The sequence below is a fragment of the Piscinibacter sp. XHJ-5 genome (assembly GCF_029855045.1).
Taxonomy (GTDB): domain Bacteria; phylum Pseudomonadota; class Gammaproteobacteria; order Burkholderiales; family Burkholderiaceae_C; genus Albitalea.
The window spans coordinates 4,017,719-4,043,674 of the sequence record NZ_CP123228.1; the positions used below are offsets into that span (position 1 = coordinate 4,017,719).

Below are 25,956 nucleotides of genomic sequence, written 5' to 3' on the forward strand. Positions count from 1 at the left end.
CCGCGTCCGGGATAATGTCGGGCGATGTCCGAGCCCGACTTCCTCCACGCCCTGCGGGTCTACTGGGAAGACACCGACGCCGGAGGCGTCGTGTTCTACGCCAACTACCTGAAGTACTTCGAACGCGCCCGCACCGAGTGGCTGCGAGCCAAGGGCTTCGGCCAGCAGCGCCTGCGAAACGACACCGGCGCGATCTTCGTCGTGACGGATACTTCGGTGAGTTACCTCGAACCGGCGCGCCTGGATGACCAGCTGCAGATCAGCGTGCGCATCGCCGAGACCGGTGGCGCGTCGCTGACATTCCGGCAGGAGGCGCGGCGCGCGGACGAACTTCTCGCGGTCGGCACGATTCGCATCGGCTGCGTCGATGCCGGAACCTTCAAGCCACGCCGCATTCCCAACGAACTGCTTGCCTTGCTCCGATGAACCAGGACTTCTCCATCGTCACCCTCGTGCTGCACGCGAGCTTCGTCGTGCAGGTCGTCATGGCCGGGCTGCTGGTGACCTCGCTCGCAAGCTGGACGGTGATCTTCGGCAAGCTGTTCGGACTGCGCCGGGTGCGCAACGAGAACGAGGACTTCGAGCGCGAGTTCTGGGCCGGCAAGAACCTCACCGACCTCTACAACGACGCCGCCAAGCGCGCCGACACCGCGGCGCCGATGGAGCGCATCTTCGCCTCCGGCATGCGCGAGTTCCTGAAGCTGCGCGAACGCCGGCTCGCCGACGCAGGCGCTCTGCTCGACGGCGCGCGGCGCGCCATGCGAGCCAGCTTCCAGCGCGAGATGGACGCGATCGAGTCGCACCTTTCCTTCCTCGCATCGGTCGGCTCGGTGTCGCCCTACGTCGGCCTGTTCGGCACGGTGTGGGGGATCATGCATGCGTTCATCGGCCTGTCGAACCTGCAGCAGGTGACGCTGGCCACGGTGGCGCCCGGCATCGCCGAGGCCCTGGTGGCGACCGCGATCGGCCTGTTCGCCGCGATTCCGGCCGTCATCGCCTACAACCGCTTCGCCCGCGACATCGACCGCATCGCGATCCAGTCGGAGACCTTCATCGAGGAGTTCTCCAACATCCTGCACCGCAACGCCAGCCAGAGCCCGCTGCCGGCCGCCACCGGCACCACGGGCGCGCGCTGACGCGAAAGGCCTGCCATGCCCGCCGTCAGCCACCGCGGAAGCGGCCGCCGCCGCACCATGAACGAGATCAACATGGTGCCCTTCATCGACGTGATGCTGGTGCTGCTCATCATCTTCATGGTCACCGCACCGATGATCACCACCGGCCTCGTCGACCTGCCCAGCGTCGGCAAGAGCAAGCAGCGCCCCGACCACGTCATCGAGGTCGTCGTCGGCAGCGATGAATCCGTGCGCATGCGCCTCGACGGCAAGGAGCCGCAGAGCGTGCCGCTGCGCAACATCGCCACCCGCGTGCGCGAGGCGCAGGGCGGCGATGCGAACACGCCGGTCGTCATCTCCGCCGACAAGGCGGTGAAGTACGAAGCCGTCGTCAAAGTGATGGACACGCTTCAGCGTGCCGGCGTGCAGCGCGTGGGCCTGTCGGTGAAGTCCGGCGCCTGAGATGGACCATCCCCGAAGCGCCTTAGGCGCTCCCCCTCGAGGCGGCGCCCCCGACCGCCCGGCACCGCCGGTTGCGCGGCGGGTGCCTCGTGGCCATCGAGGCGAGGAATGAACACCGCCGCAGTGCCGCGCGACGACCTCATGCCCCGCGAGCCCCGCGGCATGGGCCCGGGGCTGGTGCTCGCGCTATTGGTCCACGCCGTGCTGATCATCGCCATCGCCTTCAGCGTGGCCTGGCGCGCCAGCGAGCCCGAAGGGGTCGAGGCCGAGCTGTGGGCCTCGGTGCCGCAGATCGCCGCGCCGCCGGCGGTGACGCCGGAACCGCAGCCGGTGGTCAAGCCCGAACCGCCGCCGCCCCGGCCGGTTCCGAAGGAAGAGCCGCAGCCCGACGCGCAGATCGCCATCGAGAAGGCCAAGCGCGAGGACGAGCGCAAGAAGAAGGAAGAGGCTGACAAGCTGGCCGAGAAGCGCAAGCAGGAAGAGGCTGACAAGCTCGCCGAGAAGCGCAAGCAGGAGCAGGAAGACAAGCGCAAGAAGCAGCTCGAGGAGCAGAAGCTCGCCGCGCTGCGCGAGCAGAACCTGAAGCGCATGATGGGCCAGGCCGGGGCCACCGGCGATCCCACGTCGACCGGCAAGGCGGAACGCAGCGCCGGTCCGTCGGCCGGCTACGCGGGACGCATCAAGGCGCGCATCAAGCCGAACATCGTGTTCCCCGACGAGCCGGCCGGCAATCCGCTCGCGGAGGTCGAGCTGCGGCTGGCGCCCGACGGCACCATCGTCAGCCAGAAGCTGGTCACCTCCAGCGGCCTGAAGGAATGGGACGACGCGGTGCAGCGCGCGATCGAACGCACCCAGGTGCTGCCGCGCGACGTGGACGGCACGGTGCCGTCGCGCATGGTCATCGCCTTCCGGCCGCGCGATCTCTGAAGCCGCGCACGAAAGCGCGGTCGATGCGGTCCTTCCACCACCAGACCCAGCGGCCCTCGGCCGACCAGCGGCCCCACGACGCGATGGCATAGCGCTCGCCGCACGACAGCAGATTCAGCGAGCGCTTCTGCGGCACATGCGGCTGCAGCTCACCGCCGCCGACGAAGCGTCGCAGGTTCAGCGCGAGCGGCGGGCCGGCGCGCACCGCGAACACGCCGCTCTTCGGATGCGGCGCATCAGGGCGCGATGCGACATCGCCGGCGGCGAAGACCTCGGCATGCGACATGCTCTGCAGCGTGGGCGATGTCGCCACGAAGCCGTGCTCGTCGAGCGCCAGCCCGCCGTCTCGCAGCCACTGCGGTGCCGAGGTGCCGGTGGCGACGATGGCCGCATCGCAGGCCAGGCGGCCCCCGTGGCGCGCCAGCACGACGTGGCCCTCGGCGATGCGCTCCACGCTGTCCTCGAACAGCGTGATGCCTCGCCGGCGCAGCGCGCGCCGCACGCGCGCCTGCGCGCCGGCCGCATGCGACGCCAGCGGCGGCGGACCCCCGGTCACCAGGCTCACCCGCGCCTGTGCCGCGAGGCGATGCTGCAAGGCCATCGCCAGCTCCACGCCGCCCGCGCCGCCGCCGACGATCACGATCGCCAGCGGCCCGGCCGGCGCCCGCTCGATGAGCTCGGCTGCCTGCTGCACGAAGCGACGCATCGGCCTCACCGGCAGCGCATGCTCGTGCGCGCCGGGGATCGCGTCCGCATCGACGACGCCACCGCTGTCGAGGCTCAGCGCGTCGTAGCGCAGCGTGTCGCCCGTGGACAGCGTGAGCACGCGCGCGGCCGCATCGAGGGCCGTGGCCGACGCCTGCACGAAGTCCGCCTTCGCGCCCGCCGCCAGCGGCCCGAGGGCGATCGCGATGTCGTCGAACGCGTAGTGCCCCGCGAGATGTCCCGGCACCATGCCCGAATAGACGAGCTGCGGGTCGGGCGAGACCAGCGTGATGCGGGCGGCGGCCAACGGCGCCGCGGCGAAGTCGCGCAGCACCTGCACATGGGCATGGCCCCCGCCGACCAGCACGAGGTGCTTCAAGCGAGGTCCTGCGAGAAATCAGCGTCCCGCGGCATTGAGGGACCAGTCGTAGTCGAGGTAGGCGACCGGCATGGTCTTCGCACGCAGCCGTGCCTGCTCGCCGGGATCGTCGGTGAGCTGCGCCGCGTAGCGTGCAAACAAGTCCTCGGGCCGGTGGATGCCGCGGTGTCCCTGCTCGAAGTCCTCGCGGAACCACTGGAAGATCGCACTGACCTCGGCACTGCCCTCGCGCGCCCGGTTGCGGGTGCGATCGCTCATGAAGCGCAGCATGCCGTCGTCGAGCTGGACCTCGAGCCGCGCGGCCACGAAGGCCTCCGGGCGCAGCGCCGGACAGCCGATGGAGGCGCAGTTCAACGCCGCATGCACGCGCCAGTCGGCGTAGCGCGGACGCAGTTGCTCATGCTCGATCCAGTCGAGGTGGCGCGGCTCGCCCAGCAGCGCGAAGAACTTCTTCTTCCACGGCGACTGGACGAACGAGCCGAGGTCCTTGATCGACTTCAGGTCGGGGTACCGCGTGAGGACCAGATCGACGGTGTAGGCGTTGTAGGCATTGATCAGGAAGGCCATCTGCTGGGGCGGCGTCCAGCCGTCGAACTCGGTCTTCTGCACCACCGACAGGCCGGCCAGCACCTTCTTCAACTCGGCATGGTCCGCCTTGAAGCCGGTGTAGTCGACCCGGCTCTGCTTGTTGTCGGGCAGCCAGCGAACGTGCTTTCGCAGCAGCGCGTCCCAGGCGGCGTGGCCGTGGTCGAACTGTGCCCACGCGCCCGCCGAGGCCAGCAGCCCGAGCAACAGCATCAGCGTTCGCATCGTGCGCTCCTCAGCCGCGCTGCCACGCATGAAACCTCGCCACCCACTTCAGCAGCCGCTCGGGCTGGTGCTGGCGCTTCCATTCGCCCGCGGCGTACTTGTTCGCCTCGGACAGCGTGGGGTAGGCATGGATGGTGCCGAGGATCTTGTTCAGGCCGAGGCCGTGCTTCATCGCGAGCACGAACTCGGCGAGCAGGTCGCCGGCATGCGCGCCGACGATGGTGACGCCGAGGATCTTGTCGCGCCCCGGCACCGTCAGCACCTTCACGAAGCCCTGTGCGCTGCCGTCGGCGATGGCGCGATCGAGCTCGTCGATGCCGTAGCGCGTGACCTCGCAGGCGATCTTCTTCTCCTTCGCCTCCTGCTCGTTGAGGCCCACGTGCGCCACTTCCGGGTCGATGAAGGTGGTCCACGGGATCACCGAGTAGTCGGCCTTGAACTTCTTCACGCTGCCGAAGAGACCGTTGACCGCGGCGTACCACGCCTGGTGCGACGCGGTGTGCGTGAACTGGAACGGCCCGGCGACGTCGCCGCAGGCGAGGATGTTGGGATAGCGCGTGCGCAGGTATTCATCGGTCTCTATCGTCTTGCCGGCAGGGATGCCGAGTTCCTCGAGCCCGTAGCCTTCGAGACGCGCGCTTCGGCCCACGGCGCACAGCAGGCGGTCGAACTCGATGCGCTTCTCGCGGCCGTCGGCCTCCACCACGAGGAAGAGGCGCTCGCCTTCCCGGAGGCAGCGAAGGGCCTTGTGGCCGGTGAGCACCTGCACGCCGTCGCGTTCCAGCGCCTGCCGCGCGAAGGCCGACACCTCCTCGTCTTCCCGGGCCATCAGACGAGGTCCCATCTCCACCTGCGTCACCTGCGAACCCAGCCGCGCGAAGGCCTGCGCGAGCTCGCAGCCGACCGGACCGCCGCCCAGCACCAGCAGCCGCGGCGGAAGCTCGCGCAATGCCCACAGCGTGTCGCTGGTGAGAAACCCCACGTCGTCGAGTCCCGGCAGCGATGGCACCGAAGGGGCGGCGCCGGTGGCGATCACGATGGTCTTCGTCGTCAAGGTCTGCCCGCGCCCCTCGCCGAGATCGACCTCCACCGTCCACGGGTTCACGATCTTCGCGCTGCCCAGCAGCACCTCCACGCCCAGAGCGGTGTAGCGCTCCACCGAGTCGTGCGGCTCGACCTGCTTGACGATGCGCGCGACGCGTTCCATCACGTCGGCGAAGTCGACACGCGCCTCGACGCGCGCGATGCCGTAGTCGGCCGAATGCTTCATCTGGTGCATCAACGTGGCGGTCTTGATCAGCGCCTTGCTCGGCACGCAGCCATAGTTGAGGCAATCCCCGCCCATCTTGTGCGACTCGACCAGCGTCACCCTGGCCTTCACCGCGGCCGCGATGTAGCTGCTGACCAGGCCTGCGGCGCCCGCGCCTATCACCACCATGTTGCGATCGAACCGCCTGGGCTTGACGCTGGCCCAGCGCGCGTAGACCTCGCGCCGCTGGACGGCATCGACGATCTTCTTCGCGATCAGCGGGAACACGCCCAGCAGCACGAAGGAGCCCAGCAGCGCCGGCGACAGGATGCCGCGCAGCGACTCGATCCTCGCGAGCTGCGTGCCGGCGTTCACGTAGACCACGGTGCCGGCGAACATGCCGAGCTGGCTCACCCAATAGAAGGTGCGCGCCCTCATGCGCGTCAGCCCCATCAGCAGGTTGATCACGAAGAAGGGGAACAGCGGCACCAGGCGCAGCGTGAACAGATAGAACGGGCCCTCCTTCTCGATCCCCTTGTCGATCTCGGCGAGGCGCGCGCCGAAGCGTGCCTGCACCGCGTCGCGCAGCACGTATCGCGCCGCCAGGAATGCCAGCGTCGCGCCGATGCTGGAGGCGAACGAGACGACGATGGTGCCGGTGACGAGGCCGAGGATGGCGCCCGCGGCCAGCGTCATGATGGCCGCACCGGGCAGCGACAACGCCGTGACGGCGACATAGGCAATGAAGAAGACGGCGATGACGGCGAGCGGCCGCTGGGCATGCAGCGCCGCGAAGTCGGCCTGGCGCTGCTTGATGTAGTCCAGGCTGAGGAAGCGGCCGAGGTCGAAGACGAAGAACGCCGCGACCAGCGCGAGCAGCGCAGCGATCAGCAGGAGCTTCTTGCGCGACATCGCCCCCTCCTACGCCGAGAACGTTCGCCAGCCGGCCCACAGCCGCGTCGCGATGGTCATCGCGCACAGTGCGGCGAACACCCAGGCGAACACGGCGAACTGCGCCGGCCACAGGCACATCAGCACGAAGCAGCCGAGCGTCTCGGTCGCCTCGGTGAGGCCGCCCAGATAGTAGATGCCCTTGCTCGGATAGACGAGGCTTTTCAGCCCGCGCTGCGCAGCCAGCGCGGCAAAGGCCAGGAAGGTGGTCGCGGTGCCGATGAAGGCCGCGAGCAGCACGGCGGCCGCGAGCGCGTTCTCAGCCGGATCGGCGAAGGCGAACGCGAGCGGGATGCTGGCGTAGAACAGGAAGTCGAAGCTGATGTCCAGGAAGCCGCCGCGGTCGGTGGGCGCGCCCAGGCGGGCGAGCGCACCGTCGATGCCGTCGCACACGCGGCTGGCCAGCAGCAGCACCAGGCCGGCCAGCGGCGCACCGCGTGCAATCGCCACGGCCGCCGCGATGCCGACGAGGAAGCCGGCCACCGTCACCTGGTCGGCCTTGACACCGAAGCGGGCCAGGCTGCGAGCAGCGCCGTCGAGGCCGGGCTTGAGCAGCCGGATCGCGAAGCGGTCAAGCATCGCCGTGCTCCGGTTGCAGCTCGATCAAGGTCGCGCCGGGCGGCACGTCCTGCCGGTCGTGCGTGACCAGCACCGCCGGAATCGCCTGCTCGACGACGCGCTCGAAGACGAAGCGGCGGAAGCGCTCGCGCAGCGCGGCGTCCAGGCGCGAGAACGGCTCGTCGAGCAGCAGCGCACGCGGTTTCGCGAGCAGCGCGCGCAGCACCGACACCCGCGCACGCTGGCCACCGGACAGGCTGTGCGGCCAGCGCGGACCGTGGCCTTCGAGACCGGCGCTGCGCAGCGCTGCCTCGGCTTCGGCAATGCGCCCGGAACGCGCACCGGCTGGCAAGGCGAACAGCAGGTTGTCGAGCACGCTCAGGTGCGGAAACAGCAGGTCGTCCTGGAACAGCAGGCCGACGCGCCGTTGGGAAGTCGGCAGTGCGCCGATGTCGCGGCCGTCCAGGCGCACGCTCCCGCGGGCCTCGAAGTCCGGCGGCAAGGTGCCGGCCAGCATCGCGAGCAGCGAGGACTTGCCCGAGCCGCTCTCGCCCATCACCGCAAGCACCTGACCCGCCTCGATGCGAGCCGAGAGGTCGCGCACCAGCACCCGCCGGTGAGGCGTGGCGAGGGTGACGGCGGTCAGCTCCAGCATCAGGCAAGGCGCGCCGCTTGTCTTCGGCCGACCCACCAGGCCAGCGCGAACATCGCCGCAGGCAGCATCGCCTGCAGCAGCGAGAAGGCCGCGGCAGCGCTGCGCGCGCCGCTTGCGGCCAGCGTCAGCGCCTCGGTGGTCACTGTGGCGTGGCGGCCGGCGCCGACGAACTGCGTCGGCAGGTATTGCGTGACGCTGACCGCGAAGCCGACCGCGAACGAAGCCGCCAGCGGAACCGAAAGCATCGGCCACTTGATGTGCCACAGCGTGCCGGCATGGCTGCGACCCAGTGCATGCGCGGTCTGCTCGTAGCGCCGATCCAGGCCGCGGTAGGCGGGTGCGAGCGACACCAGCACGTAGGGGGCGACGTAGAGCGAGTGCGCAAGCCAGAGGCCGGCGAAGCTGCCGTCGATGCCGGCGTGCAGCGCGAGCTGGTACAGGCCGGACACGAGCAGCACGCCGGGGATCAGCATGGGCGCGAACACCAACGCGGCGGCGCGCGTGTCCCAGTGCGCCGGCGTGGTCTCCATCCATGCGACGGCGAGCACCATGCCGGTGGCCGCGGACACCAGGGCCAGGGCGAACGTCAGTCCGATCGCCGGCGCACTCGAGATCACCGCGATCCACGCATCCGCCGTGAGCTGCTGCGGCCACAGCGCGGGAAAGGTCCACACGCCGCTCACCGAGGCGAGCAGCAGCATCGCCCCCACCGCCGCATAGAGCGCCCCGATCACGCGCGGCCACACGACGCCGAGCCGGGACGCAGGCGTCGGACGATCGCCGCGCGTCCAGCGCCGCGACATCGCCGGGCGCAGCAGGCGCCAGGCCAGCGCGGCGCCGATCGCGCCGGCCGCCGTCGAAGCCGCCAGCAGCAAGGCCGCCGCCGCCCCCTGCCGGTTCACCGCCGTGTCGGCATCGAGCAGCCAGTGCCAGGCGAGCACGGACAGCGTCGGCGGCTGCGTGGGACCCAGCACCAGCGCCATGTCGACCACCGTCAGGCTGTAGGCCCACACCGCGAGCAGCGGTAACGCCAGGCGCGGCAGCAGTTGCGGCCACAGCACGCGCTGCCACGCCGTGCGTCGCGCATAGCCCATGGTGCCGGCGATCTGCAGCTGCTTCGTCAGCTCGGCGCCCTGCCCGGCGCGCTGGAGCTGGGCCGCGACGTTCCACAGCAGGAACGGAAGTTCCTTCAGCACCAGGCCGGCGATCAATGCCAGCCCGAGGGGATCCTGCACCGTCGCGACATCGGGCGGCTCGGTCCAGCCCGCCCACAGCGCGACGACGCGCGCGGGCCAGCCGCTGGGCATCAGCAGCAGCGCAAGCCCGATCGCGAAGGCCGCGTGCGGCAGCGCCAGCAGCGCCCCCAGCGAGGCCTGCACGCGCTGCCAGCGGCCCGAGCCGTGCAGCGCGGTCACGATGCCGAGCGCGAGCGCCGTCGCGAGCACCGTGCTCGCGACGCCCACCCATCCGCTCAGCGCCCATGCCGGCAGGAACTGCGAATCGCGCAGCAGCACGGTCCACGACACGGCGTCCAGTCCCTGCGCCACGCCCCACCACAAGGCCGCGACCAGCGGCAACAGGAAGGCGCCGGCGGGCAGCCACCAGCCGATGCGGGCCCACGCCGGCCGCACCGGCCGCGTCACTGCCCGTAGCGCCGAGTCCATTCGCGCTCGATGGCCTCGACCCACGACGCATGCGGCTCCGGCAGGGCCGGCGCCACATGCGCCACCACGCCGGGTGCATCGGCCTGGCTGAACAAGGCCTTGTCGGCCGCGGGCAGTCGCTCCACCGCGAGCACCGTGGGATCGCCCCAGTGCGCGACGTCCGCCTTGCGCGCCTGGGCTGCCGGCGACAGCAGGAAATCGATCACCACCTGCGCGCCTTCCTTGGCCTTGGCGTTGAACGGGATCGCGAGGAAGTGCGTGTTGCCGATGGTGCCGCCTGCGTGCTGCCAGCTCACCACCGACGCGGGCAGCCGCCTGGCGGCGATCTCGGTGGCGGCCTCGTTGGGGTTGAAGGTGAGCGTGATCAGCAGCTCGCCGTCGGCCAGCATCTGCCGCATTGCCGTGTTGCTGGCCGGGAACTGCCGGCCGTGGCGCCACAGCAGCGGGTGCAGCACCTCCAGCGTCGACCACAAGGGCGCGCTGTGCGCCGCGAAGCGATGGGCATCGACCGGCGCGTAGAACGGCTGGCGATCCCTGCTGGCCTCGAGCAGCACCTGCTTGAGGAAGGTCGTGCCGTGGAAGTCGGGCGGCTTCGGGTAGGTGAAGCGGCCCGGGTGGCGCCGCGCGAAATCGATCAGCTCGGACAGGCTGCGCGGCGGCTGCGGCACGCGCTTGCCGTCGCCGAAGAAGGTGAGCTGCGCCATGCCCCAGGGCGCTTCCATGCCGTCCACCGGCTCGGAGAAGTCGACGCGCGTCGTGGGCTTGCCGCTGACGTCGACATGAACATAGTGGGGCAGCCGCTCGGAGAACGGGCCGAACAGCAGCCCGTCGCGCTTCATCGCGACGAAGTTCTCGCCGTTGATCCACACCATGTCGGCCGAGCCCTGCGACGTGCGCCCGGCCTGCTTCTCGGAGCGCACGCGCTTCACCACCTCGGCGGTGTCGGCGATCTTCACGTGCTCCAGCTTCACGCCGTGGCGCTTGTCGACCTCGGCGCCGGCCCATTGCAGGTAGGCATTGATGCGTTCGCTGCCGGCCCAGGCGTTGAAGTAGACGGTCTGCCCGCGGGCGGCGCGCATGACATCGGGCCAGTCGGCAGCGAAGGCGCGCGAGGTGAAGGGAAGGCTCGCGACGGCGGCGAGAAGGTGTCGGCGAGTGGGCATGCCTGTGTTCTGGATCGACGCTACGCCGCGGCAGTGTATCGACTCGAAGCCTCTCCTTCACCCATCAGGCGCTGGCGCAGCCATGGCGCGACGACGCGATCCACCGACCAGCGACCCGGCCCCCACAGCACAAGGCCGGCCAGCAGGCTGCCCCAGAACACGTGCTGCTGCAGCGCCGCGGGGGCGATGTCGTTCAGGCTGGCCACCGCGACGGCGTTGACGATGAACAGTCCTGCTGCGGCGAACCGGCCGCCGAAGCCCAGCAGCAACAGCACCGGCAGCACCAGCTCGCCGGTGGTGCCGAGCACCGCTGCGACCTCGGGAGGGAGCAGCGGCACGTGGTATTCGTCGGCGAAGAGCGCGAGCGTCGTGCCCCAATCGTTCAGCTTGGTCAGGCCCGAACGGAAGAAGGCTTCGGCGACGGTCCAGCGCGCGAGCACTTGCGCTGCAGGCTGCACCCGGTTCAGCGCCTCGATCGCGCATTCGCCCCACGCCCAGAGTCTCGCAAGCATCGTCATGAAGGACTCCTCCCCGAAAGATGCCCTTCAGTCGGGCAGCACGCGCAATCCTTTCACCCACCCCGATTGCAGCGCGGTGGCCAGCCAGGCGCCGAAGTCGAAGCCCTGGGGCGCCTGCTCGAGCGCGCGCCCCAGGTCGCAACCGGCGATCAGCGATCGCATCCAGGGCGCGTGCGCGGGCGCGAGCGCAGTCGCGATCGCCTTCCATCCCTCGCGGGCGACCAGCACGCATTCGCCTTCCTCCCGGGCGATCGCCTCGCGGACGGCGGCAAAGCCCCGGTCGTGCGGGTCGCGGTGCGCCGCATGGATCCGGGCGATCGGCCAGCGCGAATCGATCAGCGCGAGACCGGGGGCCAGCACGGCGACGAGGCGCGACGGATCGGTGTCGCCGAGGCGCTCGATCGTCGCGGGGTCGAGCTCGGCGTCGGCGGCACGCTCGCACACGTGCAGCGCCCAGTCGAGCCGCGCGCAATCACCCACGTAGGGCCAGTCGGCCAGCCTTTCCTCGGCCGCCAGCCAATCGGCGAACAAGTCGCCCCATTCCCCGAGGTCGCCGCGCTGCGGAGGCCGCTCCCGCCAGAAGCGTCGCGCGAGCAGCGCGAAATCCTCGTGGCCGATCAGCAGCTCCACGGTGGGAAAGGCGCTGGCGAGGGCGCGTGCGGCCGACGCATCGGCGTTCGCGCGATAGGCCTGCAGCCCGCGCAGCGCCCGCGCCTCGGGCCCGCGCACGGCCAGCGATCCGGGACCGGCGACATCGACCAGCAGGCTGGCGACGAGCCGGCGTTGGCGATCGGCTTCAAGGCTCATCGCGACCCGCTCATCAGCGACGAGGCGCGCTGCGCTTCGTCGAGCAGCACCTGCAGCGCCGGCACGTCGGTGTCCCACTCGATCAGCGTCGGCAGCGCGCCGAAGCGGCGCAGCGCATGGGCATACACGGTCCACACATCGGGCCGCACGCGGCTGCCGTGGTCGTCGATGACGATGTCGCCGGCCTCGCAATAGCCGGCGAGGTGGACTTCCCCGGCAATGCCGTGCGGCAGCGCATCGATGAAGGCCGTGCAGCTCGCGACGGGATCGTCCGCGCCTGCATTGAGCGCATTCACCATCAGGTTGTTGACGTCGAGCAGCATGCCGCAGCCGGTGCGCGCACACAGCCCGGCGAAGAAGTCCGGCTCGGGGATGCGATCGTCGTCGAAGGACAGGTAGGCCGAGAGGTTCTCGACCAGCAGCGGGCGCTTCAGCCGCTCCTGCACGCGCGAGACATTGGCGCACAGGATGTCCAGCGAAGCGTCGGTGAAGGCGATGGGCAGCAGGTCGTTCGCATGCAGCACCGGCTGTCCCGGCGCGCGCGGCGCGCGGGCGAACGACGCGTGGTCGGACACCCGCACGGGATCGATGCGCTCGACCAGCCGTGCAAGCCGGTCCAGGTGCCATGCATCGACGCCCGCCGCCGATCCGAGCGCGAGCCCCACGCCGTGCAGGCTGACCTCGTAGTGCGCTCGCGCGTCTTGCAGCACCGCGAGCGCGGCGCCGCCGTCGGCGAAGAAGTTCTCGGAATGGACTTCGATGAAGCCGAGCCGCGGCAGGCTCTCCATCACCTCGGCGTAGTGCGGCTGGCGCAGGCCGATGCCGGATGACGCAGGTGCCGGCGCGGGCCGCGGCTCGTTCATCCGGGCTCTACTTCTTGGCCAGCTTCTTGGCTTCGTCGGCGCTCTTGCCGCCGAGCTTGGCGCAAGTGCCCTTCTCGACGTACTTCCACTCCTCGACGGCGTTGTCGGCCTTGGACTGGCCGGCGCACGAATGCGTGCCCGAGAGGTTGGCGCAATCGTTCTGGCCGGCCTTGGCGATGCCGTAGCACTTTTCCTTGTTCTTCTCGTCGGCGGCCTGGGCGCCCGACAGCAGGCCGAGGGCCAGGACGGAGGCGAGAGCGGAAGAAGCGATGAGACGCTGGTTCATGAGTGGGGCTCCTGTGGTGGGTGGGCGACATGCCCGGCGAAAGACGACCTGCGTCTGTCGATTCATGCGGCGCATCCTTACGGGCGAGGATGAGCGATTTTGCCCGCCGGGTCGGGCATTTGCGGCGCCAAGTGATGCAAACGTGTGTCGACGGGTTGCCGCCGACATGGAAGAGCCCTCTCCCTGGCCCTCTTGCGCAAACCGAGGCGGAACGGGCCTCGCCAGTCCAGCCGCCAGCGGTTTCACCCCGTTGTCCCGCCTGCGCCGTTCAACCCGCTACCACCACCGGGAGAACCCATGCTCAGACGATTCGGCGTCCTGTGCCTGCTGGCCGCCTTCACCCTGCCCGCCAGCGCCGCCACCCTCACCGCCTTCCGCAGCGAAGACGAGTTCGTGCAAGCGCTGACCCGCTGGCGCGACGAAGCCCAGAAGCTGCAGCGCGAACGGCGCCGCGAAGCCATGGGCGGTGCCGTGATGGAGCCGCCGCCGGCGCCCGCGGCGCAGGCGCCCTCCACGCTGGCGGCCAAGGCGGCCGATGCCGCCGGGGCCGCCGAATCGATCACCAACGTGCAGACCGCGGGCGTCGACGAAGGCGGCATCGTCAAGCGTGCCGGCGACCATCTCGTCATCCTGCGTCGTGGGCGCCTGTTCACGGTGCGCATCGGCGGCGACACGCTGCAGCCGGCGGCGACGACCGATGCCTACGCCCCCGGCAGCAATCCGCACGGCGCGTGGTACGACGAGCTGCTGATCGCCGGCTCGACGGTCGTCGTCATCGGCTACAGCTATGCACGCGGCGGCACGGAGGTCGGGCTGTTCGAGCTCGGTGCCGACGGCGCCCTCGCCTACCGTGCCACCTACCACCTGCGCAGCTTCGACTACTACTCCTCGCGCAACTACGCCAGCCGCCTGATCGGCCGCAAGCTGGTCTTCTACACGCCGACCTTCCTGCAGCCGTGGCAGGCGCGTCCCTGGGACAGCATGCCCGGCCTGCGACGCTGGCGCGGCGAGGCCACGCCGGCCGAGTTCGAGCGCATCCTGCCGGCCACGCGCATCTACCGCAGCGACGACGACCTCGACCCGCACGAAGTGCTGGCGCTGCACACGGTCACCACCTGCGAGCTGGGCACGGCGTCCATGCAATGCGAGTCGAGTGCGGTGCTGGGCCCGGCCGGTCGCGTCTTCTACGTCTCGCAGGGGTCGGTCTATGTGTGGACCAGCGCCTGGCGCCGAGCGCGCGCCTGGCCGCATCGTCCTGCGCCGGTCGAAGCGCGTCCGCTGTCGGCGGTGTTCCGCCTGCCGCTCGACGGCGCTGCACCGAGCGCGCTGAAGACCGCCGGCGTGCCGATCGACCAGCTGTCGTTCCTCGAGGACGCGGCCGGCCATCTCAACGTCCTGCTGCGCGAATCGGGTGCCGGCGAAGGCATGTGGGGCAGCGAGCGCACGAGGGGCTCGATGGCGCTGCTGCGCGTGCCGCTGTCCGCCTTCGGCGACGGACGCGCATCGGCGCAGCGCGAGCACTACCGCGTGCTGCCGGCGATGGCCGGCCATGCGGTGCAGAACCGCTATGTCGGCGACTGGCTGCTGTGGGGCGGCGCACAGGAAGGCGTGTGGGCGCTGCGCTATGCCGCAGCGGCCGATGCCGAGCGTCTGGAGCCCGGCCATGCGATCGAGCGCATCGAGGCGATGGGCGACAGCGCGGTGCTGGTCGGCGGCGCCAACGGTGACCTGCACTTCAGCAGCGTGCGCCTGCGCGGCCGCAGCGCCGAGCTCGCCGGTCGCCATGTCCAGCCGGGCGCCAGCCAGGGCGAGACCCGCACGCACGGCTTCTTCTTCCGTCCCACCGGTCGCGACGAAGGCGTGCTGGGGCTGCCGGTGCTCGATGCGCGCGGCGGGCCGCGCAAGTCCATCTACCAAGGGGTGCACGGCTCGGCGTCGGTGCTGTATTTGCGCCAGCGCGACCTTGCGTTCAGCCCGCTGGGCCAGCTGCACGCCCGGCCCGAGTCCGCACGCGACGACGGCTGCAAGGCCTCGTGCGTCGACTGGTACGGCAACGCGCGGCCCCTCTTCATCGGCGACCGGGTGTTCGCGCTGCTGGGCTACGAGCTGGTCGAGGGACAAGTCGTCGGCGGCCGATGGAGCGAGCGCATCGAGGAGCGTCGGCGGGCGAGCTTCGCGCCGCGCGAGGGCTGGCGCGAAGGGAGGTATTCGCCGTTCAATTGAGACCGACCCCTCTTCCGCTCGCGCAAGAGGGAGCACCGACCGCCGGCCTGCGAACTCAGGCCACCGCCCGCACCGACGCCCCCGCCGGCCGCTTGGCCGTCTTGTGCTGGTACATCCGTCCGTCGGCGCGGATGAGCAGCTGGCTGCCCGAGCGCGTCTCGGAGCCGAAGGCCATGCCGTGGCTGACGCCGGCGCCGGCGAAGCCCGCCGATTGCAGGCAGGTCTCGAACTCCGCCATCGCGGCGCGCAGCCGGCCCTCGTCCTGCGCGTCGCCGAGCACCGCGAACTCGTCGCCGCCCAGGCGGAACACCGCCGTGCGCTCGCTCTTCAAGGTGGCCAGCTGGCGCGCGAACTCGCACAGCAGCGCATCGCCCTGCGTGTGACCGTGCTCGTCATTGATGCGCTTCAGGCCGTCGAGGTCGATCATGACGAGCATCACGCGATGCACCTCGTCGTCGCTGCGCTGCGGCGCCATGGCGGCCTGGAGCATCCGGTCGAAGGCGTGGCGGTTGAGGATGCCGGTGAGGTAGTCGGTGCTGGCCTGGTCGAGCGCGCGGTCCAGCTGCACCAGGTACTGGTCCTTCTGCCGGGCGAGCAGGCGGATCTTGTCGGCGAGCGCGAAGGCCAGCAGGATGGCGTCGGCGGTGCCGCCCAGCAGTGTCAGCAGCTCGGTGTTGCGCACCGGGCTCTCGATGAGCCCGAGGTTGGCCGGCAGGATGAAGGTGGCCGGCACGATGAGCGCGAGAAAGGCGGCCAGGAAGTAGCGCGCCGGCAGGAAGCCCGAGGCGAGGCTCACCACGCCGGCCGTCACGGCAAGCGTCAGCGAGATCGAGATGACCAGCGTGGCCAGCGCGTGGGCGTACGGCAGCGCGACGAAGCAGCTCGGCAGCAGCGCCAGTGAGAGCACGATGTTCGCCCGGCTCACGCGCGACAGCACCGGCGCGATCCTCGGCAGCTGCAGGAACTCGAGGAAGAACAGCGCGTTGAACACGGGCAGCAGGAAGAAGCCCACGTAGTGCCAGCGCAGGTCCAGAAAGCCCAGCCAGTGCGCGCCGATATGGAACGTGAGGCCCCACGCCACCGTTGCGCACAGCAGGTACAGCGAGTAGTACAGCAGCGCCTTGTCGCGCGTGCCGTAGAACATGAAGAGGTTGTAGAGCGCCAGGGTGAGCATGGCGCCGAGGGCCGCGATCGCCAGCACGTTCTCCGAGACGACGATGTGCCGATAGCTCGCCTTGTCGATCAGCTCGACGCTCGGATAGCGCGCGAAGTAGCGGCTTTCGAGGTGCACCAGCACCTGCGCCGTCTGCCCGGGCGGGAGCAGCACGTCGCCGCCGTAGTGCAGCATGTACTGCGGCTCGGCCTCGTAGCCCGCGTTGAACGCCTGCAGCGACGCGCCCGGCAGCATCACCCGCACCTGCACGCGCTCCATCAGGCTGCCGTGCGGATCGATCACCCACTGCGAGACCTTGGAGTCGTTGCGCACCTGGGCATGCAGCCAGTAGCTGCCGCCGAACAGACCGACGCGGCCGACGCGCTGCAGCCCGGCCAGCCAGGCGTCGAGCTCGGCGGGATGAGCGGGCGGCTCGCTGCCCGCGGTGGCCAGATACAGGTCCCCCTGGCGCAACAGGTCGAGCGGACGCGCCGGGTCGGCCGGCACCGGCGACGAGGCCCAGCCCGCGGTGCAGCCCAGCAGCAGCACGCAGGCCGTGAGCCAGCGCAACAGGAATCGAACGGCGACAAGCGCTGACCGGGGCGACATCGGGGCAACGGGCATGCAGGAAATGGGCCGCGCACTGTAACGCGGGGCGGCGTCGACGCCGGCACACGACGCGCCGCGAATCCGTGCGCTTCTGCCGCACACCCCTAGTTCATGGCGTGGCGGCCCCGCGCCCCGTGAACCGGGGATACGCCTGGGGGCGCCTTGCTCGGATCATCGGTAACTGACTGTGACCGGTGCGCCCGCGGCTGTGCGGGCGAAAGGGGATCGGGGGATCCGGATGGACAAGACCAGCTGGGCGCTGACGCGCCGCGCGCTCTCCTGCGCCGTATCGGCGGCCTTGCTCGTGTCATGCGGAGGAGGCGGCGACGACGGCAGCACCCCGGCAGCCAAGCCCGAGGAAGCACCGCGACGCAAGGCCCAGGCCGTCTTCACCCCGAGCACGCCGATCCCGGCCGACGCCTACCAGAAGGGCATGTGGTCGCCGGTGAACCCGTGGCCGCTGATCGCGGTGCATGCCGTGCTCATGCCCGACGGCCGCGTGCTGACCTACGGCAGCGATGCCGACGGCAAGCAGACGGGCAACTTCATCTACGACGTCTGGGATCCGGAAGGCGGGCTGAATGCCGGCCACCTGACCTTGCCCAACGGCACCGGCACCGACATCTTCTGCAGCTCGCAGCTCGTGCTGCCGCAAGGCGGCGCGGTGTTCGTCGCCGGCGGCGACAACTGGACCGGCACCGCGACGACGAACACCGGCAACAACAACTCGAACCTCTTCGCCTACGAAGGCAACTCGCTCGCGCGCGGCAACAACATGAACCGCCCGCGCTGGTATTCGAGCTCGACCACCCTGATCAACGGCGAGACCTACATCCAGGGCGGCTCCGGCGGCACCGACCGTCCCGAGATCCGCGCCGCCGACGGCAGCTTCCGCCTGCTGACGGGAGCCAACACCGGCGGGCTGGACTTCATGTACCCGCGCAACTTCGTCGCACCCGACGGGCGCGTGTTCGGCTACGACGTCGCCGGACGCATGTACTACGTGAACACCAGCGGCGCCGGCAGCTTCACGTCCATGGGCCAGTTCGCCTCGGCGTACGCCGCCAACGATTCGAGCGCCGCGATGTTCCGCCCGGGACGCATCCTCCAGTTCGGAGGCAACTCCAACGGCGCCATCGTCATCGACATCCGCGGACCGGCGCCGACGGTCACGCCGACGATGTCGATGTCGTCGCAGCGGCGCCTCGCCACCGGCACGCTGCTGCCCGACGGCAAGGTGCTGGCCACCGGCGGCAGCAGCCAGTGGAACGCCCTCGTCAACGTCAACACCAGCGCGGAGATCTGGAATCCCGACACCGGCGAATGGACCGTCGGCGCCAACGGCGCGCTGGCGCGCCTGTATCACTCGACCGCGCTGCTGTTGCCCGACGCCACCGTGCTGGTGGCGGGCGGCGGGGCGCCGGGTCCGCTGAACAACCGCAACATCGAGCTCTACTTCCCGCCGTACCTGTTCACCAGCGCCGGCGCGATGGCCCCGCGGCCGCAGATCAGCGCGGCGCCGACGGTGCTGAACATCGGCCAGATCTTCACCGTCGACGTGGGCGGCACCGCACCGGTCAGCCGCGTCGTGCTCGTGAAGACGGGCTCGGTGACGCACGGCTGGAACATGGAGCAGCGCTTCGTCGAGCTGACCTACACCGCCAGCGGCAATCGCCTGTCGGTGCAGGCGCCGACGCATGCGGGCGATGCGCCGCCGGGGTTCTACATGCTCTTCGTGCTCGATTCCTCCGGCGTTCCGTCGGTCGCGAAGATCCTGCGCGTCAACGTCGCCGACACCCCGGATCCGGCCACCACGCCGACGCTGCCCAATCCCGGCGACCAGATGGGTGCGCTGTCGCAGCCGGCCACGTTGCAGCTCAACGGCAGCGACCCCAACGGCGACGTCCTGCGCTACTCGGCCACCGGCCTGCCGCCCGGCCTGGCCATCGACAGCGCGAGCGGCCTGATCAGCGGCGCGCCGAGCACCAACGGCGTGTTCAACGTCGTGGTCTCGGTGAGCGATGGCGTCAACGCAGCGAGCGTCGGCTTCACCTGGAGCGTCTCCGACGGCTCCGGCGAGTTCAAGCTGGCCATCCCGGTGCTGCCGCCGCCGACGCAGTCGGGCTCGGGCGCCACCTTCACCGCCAGCTCGAACGGCATCAACACGCTCTACAAGTGGGACTTCGGCGACGGCACGCCCGAGACCGGCTGGTCCAGCTCGCCCAGCGCGACGCACAACTACACGCAGCCGGGCCTGTACTACGTCACCGTCACCGCGGTCGACGACCGCCACGTCGAGCAGCGTCAGACCGTGCTGCAGGCCATCTACCTGCCGCCGACGGCACGCAAGCCGGCGGTGTCCACCTCCATCCTGGTCGAGCCGCGGGTGGGAGCCAACGCGCGTGTGTGGGTCGTGAACGCCGACAACGACTCGGTGTCGGTGTTCGACGCGGTCACGCGCGCGCGCCTGGCGGAAATCGCCGTGGGCAGCGGGCCGCGCGCGCTGGCGCGCGCATCGAACGGCATGGTGTGGGTCACCAACAAGCGCGCCGCGAGCATCAGCGTGATCGATCCGGCCACCCTGGCGGTGAACCGCACGCTGACCCTGACGCGCGGCTCGCAGCCCTACGGCATCGCGATGGCACCGACCGGCGGCTATGCGCTGGTGGCGCTCGAGGCCAGCGGGCGCCTGCTGAAGTTCGACACCGCGAGCTACGCCCAGACCGCGTCGACCAGCGTCGGCCTCCACGCGCGCCACGTGTCGATCAGCGCCGACGGCGCCACGGCGTACGTCTCGCGCTTCATCACGCCGCCGCTGCCCGGCGAGTCCACGGCGTCCGTGTCCACCGGCACCGGCGGCGGCGAGGTGCTCGCCCTCGCGACCGGCACGATGAGCGTCACGCGGACGCTGCTGCTGGCGCACAGCGACAAGCCCGACGCGGAGAACCAGGGGCGCGGCCTGCCCAACTACCTCGGCGCGCCGGTGCTCTCGCCCGACGGCACGCAAGCCTGGGTGCCGTCCAAGCAGGACAACGTGCGGCGCGGCACGCTGCGCGACGGCCTGTCGCTGAACTTCCAGAACACGGTGCGCGCGATCAGCTCGCGGCTGGATCTGGTGAACCAGGCAGAGGACCTGAACGCGCGCATCGATCACGACAACGCCGGCCTGGCCAGCGCCGGCGTGTTCGATGCGAGGGGGAACTATCTCTTCGTCGCGCTGGAAACCAGCCGCGAGGTGGCGGTGGTCGATGCCCACGGACGGCGCGAGCTGTTCCGCTTCGACGTCGGACGCGCACCCCAGGGTCTCGCGCTCTCGGACGACGGACACACGCTGTACGTGAGCAACTTCATGGACCGCAGCGTGGACGTCTTCGACCTGCGCCCGCTGACGCAGCAGGGCCGCTTCAGCGTGGCGGGGGTGGCCACGCTCGCCGCAGTCGGGGTGGAGAAGCTCGCCCCGTCGGTGCTCACGGGCAAGCAGTTCTTCTACGACGCCCGCGACACGCGGCTGGCGCGCGACCGCTACATCAGCTGCGCGTCCTGCCACAACGACGGCGGCCACGACGGGCGGGTCTGGGACCTCACCGGCCTCGGCGAAGGACTTCGCAACACGATCTCGCTGCGCGGCCGCGCGGGCGGACAGGGTTTCCTGCACTGGAGCAACAACTTCGACGAGGTGCAGGACTTCGAAGGCCAGATCCGCTCGCTGGCCGGCGGCACCGGCTTGATGGCCGACGCCGTCTTCGCCGCCGGCACCCGCAGCCAGCCGCTGGGCGACCGCAAGGCCGGGCTCTCGACCGAGCTCGATGCGCTGGCGGCCTACGTGGCCTCGCTGAACACCTTCGACCCGAGCCCGCATCGGCCGAGCGCCGCCGCGCTGTCGGCCAACGGCAGCGCCGGCAAGACGGTGTTCACCACCTTCAACTGCGCGTCCTGCCACAGCGGCGCCGCGTACACCGGAAGCGGAGAGAACACGCTGTCGAACGTCGGCACGGTCAAGCCGGCCAGCGGCAAGCGCCTGTGGCAGACGCTCGCCGGCATCGACGTGCCGACGCTGCGCGATGTGTGGGCGACGGCGCCGTACCTGCACGACGGCTCCGCCGCGACGCTCGATGCCGCGGTGCGCGCCCACGGCCTGAGCATCAGCGACGCCGATCTCGCCAAGCTCGTCCTCTTCCTGCGCGAGATCGGCGGCGACGAGCCGGCCGTGGCGGCCACCGCAAGCGCCGGCACCGGCCTGCTCGGCAGCTACTTCAACAACGTCGGCCTCACCGGCACCGCGGTGCTGCAGCGCACGGAAGCGGTCGACTTCGGCTGGGGCAGTGCCTCGCCGGGCACCGGCGTGACCGCCGACAACTTCTCGGTGCGCTGGACCGGGCAGGTGCACGTGCCGAGCACCGGCACCTACCGCTTCCAGACCGAATCCGACGACGGCGTCCGGTTGTGGGTCAACGGCGTGCAGCTGGTCAACAACTGGACCGACCATTCGCCGACGGTCAATACCAGCGCCGGCATCAACCTCGTGGCGGGCCAGCGCGTGGACGTGCGCATGGAGTACTACGAGAAAGGCGGCGGCGCCACCGCACGCCTGCGCTGGCTCATCCCGGGCGACACGGCGTTCGTCGCCGTGCCTGCCAGCCGCCTCTTCCCGCCCACCGTGGGCACCGGGCTCACCGGCCAGTACTTCAACAACACCACGCTGAGCGGCACGCCGGTGCTGACGCGCATCGAGGCGGTCGATTTCGACTGGGCCTACGGCTCGCCCGGGTCCGGGGTGGGCACGAACAACTTCTCGGCGCGCTGGACCGGCACGCTGGAGATATCGGCCACCGGGGCGTACCAGTTCCAGACGGTGTCGGACGACGCGGCGCGCGTCTACGTGAACGGCGCGCTCGTCATCAACGCCTGGACCCCTCATGGGACCCGCACCGACACCAGCGCCAACGTCAACCTCACGGCGGGCCAGCGCTACACGATCACGGTCGAGTACCTCGAGAAGACATCGGTGGCGACGATGCGCCTGCGCTGGAAGGTGCCGGGCAGCGCCAGCCACGTGGCGATCCCGGCCGCGAGCCTGTACACGAACTGAGTGAAGCTCCCTCTCCCGCTCGCGGGAGAGGGAGAGGGAGAGGGAGTCTGCGGGGCCGCTACGCCGCCCCGAACCCGCCACCCCCCGGCGTCTCGACGACGAACACATCGCCCGGGGCCATTTCGGTGGAGCCGATGTGATCCAGCCGTTCGACGCGCCCGTCGGCACGCTCGACCCGGTTGATGCCCGGCTGCCCGGCCGAGCCGCCGGCCACGCCGAAGGCCCCGCTGTGCCGGCCGTTGGAGAGGATGGATGCCGTCATGCGCTCGAGGAAGCGGACGCGGCGCACGCCGCCGTCGCCGCCGCGGTGCCGTCCCGCCCCGCCTGACCCGGCCCGGATCTCATAGCTCTCCAGCCGAACCGGGAAGCGGAACTCCAGGACCTCCGGATCGGTGAGCCGCGAGTTCGTCATGTGCGTCTGCACGACGCTCGTGCCGTCGAAGTCGGGCCCGGCGCCCGATCCGCCGGAGATCGTCTCGTAGTACTGGTGGCGCTCGTTGCCGAAGGTGAAGTTGTTCATCGTGCACTGGCCGGCGGCCATCACGCCCAGCGCACCGTACAGCGCGTTGGTGATGCAGGTGGAGGTCTCGACGTTGCCCGCCACCACCGACGCCGGCGGATTGGGGTTCAGCATCGATCCCTCCGGCACGATGACCTGCAGCGGCTTCAGGCAGCCGGCATTGAGCGGGATGTCGTCGTCGACCAGCGTGCGGAAGACGTAGAGCACCGCCGCCATGCACACCGCCTTCGGTGCGTTGAAGTTGTTCGCCAGCTGCGCCGAGGTGCCGGTGAAGTCGATCACCGCGCTGCGGTCCTTCGCGTTCACGCGGATCTTCACCTGGATGCGCGCGCCGTTGTCCAGCGGCAGCGTGAACTCGCCGTCCTTCAGCTTCGTGATGACGCGGCGCACCGACTCCTCGGCGTTGTCCTGCACGTGGCGCATGTAGGCCTGCACGACGTCGAGCCCGAACTGGGCCACCATCTTGCGCAGCTCCTGCACGCCCTTCTCGTTGGCGGCGATCTGGGCCTTCAGGTCGGCGAGGTTCTGCTCGGGGTTGCGCGAGGGATGCGGCCCCGAGCGCAGCAGGTCCAGCATCTCGCGCTCGCGCAGCCGGCCGCGATCGACCAGCTTCACGTTGTCGATCTGCACGCCCTCCTCCTCGATGCGCGTGGAGAACGGCGGCATCGAGCCCGGCGTGATGCCGCCGATGTCGGCGTGATGTCCACGCGAGCCGACATGGAACAGGATCGCCTCGCCCTTCTCGTCGAACACCGGCGTCACCACCGTCACGTCGGGCAGGTGGGTGCCGCCGTGGTACGGGTCGTTGAGCACGAACACGTCGCCGGGCTGGATGCGGCCGGCATTCTCCTGGATCACCGTCTTGATCGACTCGCTCATCGAGCCCAGGTGCACCGGCATGTGCGGCGCGTTGGCGATGAGGTTGCCGTCGGCATCGAACAGCGCGCAGGAGAAGTCGAGCCGCTCCTTGATGTTGACCGAGTAGGCGGTGTTCTGCAGCTGCAGCCCCATCTGCTCGGCGATGTTCATGAAGAGGTTGTTGAAGACCTCCAGCATCACCGGGTCGACCGTCGTGCCGATGGCCTTGCGCGTCTCGCGCGGCTGAACGCGGTCGAGCACGAGGTGGTCGAATTCGGTGACCCCGGCGCGCCAGCCTGGCTCGACCACGGTGGTGGCATTCTTCTCGGCGATGATGGCCGGGCCGTCGATGAGCTGGCCCGGCTTCGTCTGCTCACGCACGATCAGCGCCGCGTCCCACCAGCGCCCGCCGCTGAACAGCTGCACGGTGTCGGCCACCGGCGCGGGCGCCGGCGGCACCGTGGGCAGCCGCGGTTCGGCCGGTGCATCGCCTGCGCCAACGGCTTCCACGGACACCGCCTCGACGATCAGCGCGCGCTCGTGCATCAGGAAGGCGAAGCGCCGGCGGTATGCCGCTTCGAACGCGGCCTGGATCTCGGCGGCGCTGCCGTAAGGAACCACGAGCGCCGAGTCCGTGCCCTCGTAGCGCACATGCACGCGCCGGTGCACCTTCACCTCGCCGCCGCTCACGCCTTGCCTTTCGAGCTCGCCCTCGGCCTCGGCGGCGAGGGCGTCCAGGCGCGAGCCGACGGCCTCGGCCGAGCCGGCCAGCGGGCGCTCGATCGCCGCCTCGCGCATCACGCTCTGGTCGGCCAGGCCCATGCCGTAGGCCGACAGCACGCCGGCCAGCGGGTGGGCGAACACGCGGTTCATGCCCAGCGCGTCGGCCACCCGGCAGGCGTGCTGGCCGCCCGCGCCGCCGAAGCACTGCAAGGTATAGCGCGTGACGTCGTAGCCGCGTGCCACCGAGATCTTCTTGATCGCGTTGGCCATCGCCCCGACGGCGATGTCGATGAAGCCTTCGGCGACCTCCTCGGGCGTGCGCCGCGTGCCGGTGGCGCGCTCGATCTCCTGCGCCATCGCGCTGAACTTCTGCACGACGATGTCGCGGTCCAGCGACTCGTTCGCGTGCGGGCCGAACACCTTGGGGAAGTACGCCGGCTGGATCTTGCCGACCATCACGTTCGCATCGGTGACCGCCAGAGGACCGCCGCGGCGGTAGCACGCCGGGCCGGGATTCGCGCCGGCGCTCTGCGGCCCGGCGCGAAAGCGCGCTCCGTCGAAGCCGAGGATGGAGCCGCCGCCCGCGGCCACCGTGTGGATGCTCATCATCGGCGCGCGCATGCGCACGCCGGCCACCTGCGTCTCGAAGGCGCGCTCGAATTCGCCGGCGAAGTGGCTCACGTCGGTCGACGTGCCTCCCATGTCGAAGCCGATGACGCGATCGAAGTCGGCGAGCTGCGCCGTGCGCACCATGCCGACGATGCCGCCCGCGGGACCCGACAGGATGGCGTCCTTGCCCTGAAAGGCGTGCGCATCGGTGAGGCCGCCCGACGACTGCATGAAGAACAGTCGCACCCCGGGCATCTCGCCGGCCACCTGCTCCACGTAGCGACGCAGGATCGGCGACAGGTAGGCGTCGACCACCGTCGTGTCGCCGCGGCTCACGAGCTTCATCAGCGGGCTCACCTCGTGCGACACGCTGATCTGCGGGAAGCCGACCTCCCCGGCGATGCGCGTGGCCGCCTTCTCGTGCGCGGTGAAGCGATAGCCGTGCATGAACACGACCGCCACGCTGCGCACGCCGGCGTCGTACGCCGACTGCAGCTCGGCGCGCAGGTGCACTTCATCGAGCGGCTCGATGACCGTGCCGTCGGCGCCGACGCGCTCGCGCGCCTCGATGACCCGCGAATACAGCAGCTCGGGCAGCACGATGTGCCGGTCGAAGATGCGCGGGCGCTCCTGGTAGCCGATGCGCAGCGCATCGCGGAAGCCGCGCGTGGTCACCAGCAGCGTGGGCTCGCCCTTGCGCTCGAGCAGCGCGTTGGTCGCCACGGTGGTGCCCATCTTCACGCACTCCACGCGGTCGGGCGTGATGGGCTCGCCCGGCGCCAGCCCGAGCAGGTGCCGGATGCCGGCGACCGCCGCATCGCGATACTGCTCGGGGTTTTCCGACAGCAGCTTGTGGGTGACCAAGGTGCCGTCGGGGCGCTTGCCGACCACGTCGGTGAAGGTGCCGCCGCGGTCGATCCAGAACTGCCAGCGGTCGGTGGTGCGTGGGGTCTGTTGCATCTCGCTTCTCTCGATGGGTCGCTTCCGGCGGCGCGCAAGGTCGGGCGCCACCGGGGACTGTGATGTCTCAGGGCTTTTGGCCGTGCGGGGCATCGTAATG

The 25,956-nt window shown here is 70.3% G+C and carries 19 protein-coding genes; 6 read left to right on the forward strand and 13 right to left on the reverse strand.

Features of this window, described 5'->3' with window-relative positions; translation table 11 throughout:
• Positions 1 to 24: 24 nt before the first annotated feature.
• The 4 genes from ybgC to tolA all read left to right on the forward strand — a co-directional run bounded on the left by ybgC (position 25) and on the right by tolA (position 2,504).
• Positions 25 to 426 carry a tol-pal system-associated acyl-CoA thioesterase gene (ybgC, locus tag P7V53_RS18990; protein ID WP_280151081.1) on the forward strand — a complete coding sequence of 134 codons (402 nt, stop codon included), beginning with the start codon at positions 25 to 27 and terminating at the stop codon, positions 424 to 426.
• Positions 423 to 1,136: a protein TolQ gene (tolQ, locus tag P7V53_RS18995; RefSeq protein WP_280151082.1), complete on the forward strand. Its 714-nt coding sequence runs from the start codon at positions 423 to 425 to the stop codon at positions 1,134 to 1,136. The genes ybgC and tolQ overlap by 4 nt, the downstream gene beginning before the upstream one ends.
• Before the next feature lie 15 nt (positions 1,137 to 1,151).
• On the forward strand, positions 1,152 to 1,577 hold the full coding sequence (gene tolR / locus P7V53_RS19000) for a protein TolR (RefSeq protein WP_280151083.1): 426 nt from the start codon (positions 1,152 to 1,154) through the stop codon (positions 1,575 to 1,577).
• A gap of 108 nt (positions 1,578 to 1,685) precedes the next feature.
• Positions 1,686 to 2,504: a cell envelope integrity protein TolA gene (gene tolA / locus P7V53_RS19005; RefSeq protein ID WP_280151084.1), complete on the forward strand. Its 819-nt coding sequence runs from the start codon at positions 1,686 to 1,688 to the stop codon at positions 2,502 to 2,504.
• Here the strand turns inward: tolA and P7V53_RS19010 are convergent.
• From P7V53_RS19010 to P7V53_RS19060, 11 genes are read right to left on the reverse strand one after another with little or no spacing between them, the layout of a single operon-like run.
• The gene (locus tag P7V53_RS19010; protein ID WP_280151085.1) at positions 2,476 to 3,588 is read right to left on the reverse strand and encodes an FAD-dependent oxidoreductase; all 1,113 of its coding nucleotides are present in this window, start codon (positions 3,586 to 3,588) and stop codon (positions 2,476 to 2,478) included. The two genes, tolA and P7V53_RS19010, sit on opposite strands and share 29 nt — an antisense overlap.
• Before the next feature lie 18 nt (positions 3,589 to 3,606).
• The gene (locus P7V53_RS19015) at positions 3,607 to 4,398 is read right to left on the reverse strand and encodes a DUF547 domain-containing protein (protein WP_280151086.1); all 792 of its coding nucleotides are present in this window, start codon (positions 4,396 to 4,398) and stop codon (positions 3,607 to 3,609) included.
• A gap of 10 nt (positions 4,399 to 4,408) precedes the next feature.
• Positions 4,409 to 6,559 (reverse strand): bifunctional TVP38/TMEM64 family protein/FAD-dependent oxidoreductase, encoded by a 2,151-nt coding sequence (locus tag P7V53_RS19020; RefSeq protein WP_280151087.1) that lies wholly within the window; start codon positions 6,557 to 6,559, stop codon positions 4,409 to 4,411.
• A 9-nt stretch (positions 6,560 to 6,568) separates the two neighbouring features.
• A complete protein-coding gene (locus tag P7V53_RS19025) occupies positions 6,569 to 7,177 on the reverse strand; it encodes a CDP-alcohol phosphatidyltransferase family protein (protein WP_280151088.1) in 609 nt (202 codons plus the stop codon).
• Positions 7,170 to 7,811 carry an ATP-binding cassette domain-containing protein gene (locus P7V53_RS19030; RefSeq protein WP_280151089.1) on the reverse strand — a complete coding sequence of 214 codons (642 nt, stop codon included), beginning with the start codon at positions 7,809 to 7,811 and terminating at the stop codon, positions 7,170 to 7,172. The genes P7V53_RS19025 and P7V53_RS19030 overlap by 8 nt, the downstream gene beginning before the upstream one ends.
• Entirely contained in the window at positions 7,811 to 9,475 is a 1,665-nt protein-coding gene (locus P7V53_RS19035; RefSeq protein ID WP_280151090.1) for an ABC transporter permease subunit, read from the reverse strand. Before P7V53_RS19035 ends, P7V53_RS19030 begins: the two co-directional genes overlap by 1 nt.
• Positions 9,451 to 10,638 (reverse strand): ABC transporter substrate-binding protein, encoded by a 1,188-nt coding sequence (locus P7V53_RS19040; RefSeq protein WP_280151091.1) that lies wholly within the window; start codon positions 10,636 to 10,638, stop codon positions 9,451 to 9,453. The genes P7V53_RS19035 and P7V53_RS19040 overlap by 25 nt, the downstream gene beginning before the upstream one ends.
• 20 nt (positions 10,639 to 10,658) lie before the next feature.
• Complete coding sequence (locus P7V53_RS19045; protein WP_280151092.1) at positions 10,659 to 11,156, reverse strand: DoxX family protein; 498 nt, start codon at positions 11,154 to 11,156, stop codon at positions 10,659 to 10,661.
• Between the two features lie 27 nt (positions 11,157 to 11,183).
• Complete coding sequence (locus tag P7V53_RS19050) at positions 11,184 to 11,963, reverse strand: putative DNA-binding domain-containing protein (protein WP_280151093.1); 780 nt, start codon at positions 11,961 to 11,963, stop codon at positions 11,184 to 11,186.
• Positions 11,960 to 12,826 carry a DUF692 domain-containing protein gene (locus tag P7V53_RS19055; protein ID WP_280151094.1) on the reverse strand — a complete coding sequence of 289 codons (867 nt, stop codon included), beginning with the start codon at positions 12,824 to 12,826 and terminating at the stop codon, positions 11,960 to 11,962. The genes P7V53_RS19050 and P7V53_RS19055 overlap by 4 nt, the downstream gene beginning before the upstream one ends.
• A 7-nt stretch (positions 12,827 to 12,833) precedes the next feature.
• Complete coding sequence (locus P7V53_RS19060; protein ID WP_280151095.1) at positions 12,834 to 13,112, reverse strand: DUF2282 domain-containing protein; 279 nt, start codon at positions 13,110 to 13,112, stop codon at positions 12,834 to 12,836.
• A gap of 297 nt (positions 13,113 to 13,409) precedes the next feature.
• Between P7V53_RS19060 and P7V53_RS19065 the strand changes: the two genes are divergently transcribed.
• The gene (locus P7V53_RS19065) at positions 13,410 to 15,335 is read left to right on the forward strand and encodes a beta-propeller domain-containing protein (RefSeq protein WP_280151096.1); all 1,926 of its coding nucleotides are present in this window, start codon (positions 13,410 to 13,412) and stop codon (positions 15,333 to 15,335) included.
• A gap of 55 nt (positions 15,336 to 15,390) precedes the next feature.
• Here the strand turns inward: P7V53_RS19065 and P7V53_RS19070 are convergent, their stop codons facing one another.
• Complete coding sequence (locus P7V53_RS19070; protein WP_280151097.1) at positions 15,391 to 17,112, reverse strand: GGDEF domain-containing protein; 1,722 nt, start codon at positions 17,110 to 17,112, stop codon at positions 15,391 to 15,393.
• 223 nt (positions 17,113 to 17,335) lie between these two features.
• Here P7V53_RS19070 and P7V53_RS19075 point away from each other — a divergent pair, with 223 nt between their 5' ends.
• Positions 17,336 to 22,186, forward strand: coding sequence for a PA14 domain-containing protein (locus P7V53_RS19075; protein ID WP_280151098.1), 4,851 nt, complete (start codon positions 17,336 to 17,338; stop codon positions 22,184 to 22,186).
• Between the two features lie 58 nt (positions 22,187 to 22,244).
• Here the strand turns inward: P7V53_RS19075 and P7V53_RS19080 are convergent, their stop codons facing one another.
• Positions 22,245 to 25,856, reverse strand: coding sequence for a hydantoinase B/oxoprolinase family protein (locus P7V53_RS19080; RefSeq protein ID WP_280151099.1), 3,612 nt, complete (start codon positions 25,854 to 25,856; stop codon positions 22,245 to 22,247).
• Positions 25,857 to 25,956 lie beyond the last annotated feature (100 nt).

Excerpts from the sequence above, each read along its gene's own strand:
- ybgC (WP_280151081.1), top strand. The coding sequence starts at position 25 with ATGTCCGAGCCCGACTTCCTCCACGCCCTGCGGGTCTACTGGGAAGAC.
- tolQ (WP_280151082.1), top strand. The coding sequence starts at position 423 with ATGAACCAGGACTTCTCCATCGTCACCCTCGTGCTGCACGCGAGCTTC.
- tolR (WP_280151083.1), top strand. The coding sequence starts at position 1,152 with ATGCCCGCCGTCAGCCACCGCGGAAGCGGCCGCCGCCGCACCATGAAC.
- tolA (WP_280151084.1), top strand. The coding sequence starts at position 1,686 with ATGAACACCGCCGCAGTGCCGCGCGACGACCTCATGCCCCGCGAGCCC.
- P7V53_RS19015 (WP_280151086.1), bottom strand. The coding sequence starts at position 4,398 with ATGCGAACGCTGATGCTGTTGCTCGGGCTGCTGGCCTCGGCGGGCGCG.
- P7V53_RS19020 (WP_280151087.1), bottom strand. The coding sequence starts at position 6,559 with ATGTCGCGCAAGAAGCTCCTGCTGATCGCTGCGCTGCTCGCGCTGGTC.
- P7V53_RS19025 (WP_280151088.1), bottom strand. The coding sequence starts at position 7,177 with ATGCTTGACCGCTTCGCGATCCGGCTGCTCAAGCCCGGCCTCGACGGC.
- P7V53_RS19030 (WP_280151089.1), bottom strand. The coding sequence starts at position 7,811 with ATGCTGGAGCTGACCGCCGTCACCCTCGCCACGCCTCACCGGCGGGTG.
- P7V53_RS19035 (WP_280151090.1), bottom strand. The coding sequence starts at position 9,475 with ATGGACTCGGCGCTACGGGCAGTGACGCGGCCGGTGCGGCCGGCGTGG.
- P7V53_RS19040 (WP_280151091.1), bottom strand. The coding sequence starts at position 10,638 with ATGCCCACTCGCCGACACCTTCTCGCCGCCGTCGCGAGCCTTCCCTTC.
- P7V53_RS19045 (WP_280151092.1), bottom strand. The coding sequence starts at position 11,156 with ATGACGATGCTTGCGAGACTCTGGGCGTGGGGCGAATGCGCGATCGAG.
- P7V53_RS19050 (WP_280151093.1), bottom strand. The coding sequence starts at position 11,963 with ATGAGCCTTGAAGCCGATCGCCAACGCCGGCTCGTCGCCAGCCTGCTG.
- P7V53_RS19055 (WP_280151094.1), bottom strand. The coding sequence starts at position 12,826 with ATGAACGAGCCGCGGCCCGCGCCGGCACCTGCGTCATCCGGCATCGGC.
- P7V53_RS19060 (WP_280151095.1), bottom strand. The coding sequence starts at position 13,112 with ATGAACCAGCGTCTCATCGCTTCTTCCGCTCTCGCCTCCGTCCTGGCC.
- P7V53_RS19065 (WP_280151096.1), top strand. The coding sequence starts at position 13,410 with ATGCTCAGACGATTCGGCGTCCTGTGCCTGCTGGCCGCCTTCACCCTG.
- P7V53_RS19070 (WP_280151097.1), bottom strand. The coding sequence starts at position 17,112 with ATGCCCGTTGCCCCGATGTCGCCCCGGTCAGCGCTTGTCGCCGTTCGA.
- P7V53_RS19075 (WP_280151098.1), top strand. The coding sequence starts at position 17,336 with ATGGACAAGACCAGCTGGGCGCTGACGCGCCGCGCGCTCTCCTGCGCC.
- P7V53_RS19080 (WP_280151099.1), bottom strand. The coding sequence starts at position 25,856 with ATGCAACAGACCCCACGCACCACCGACCGCTGGCAGTTCTGGATCGAC.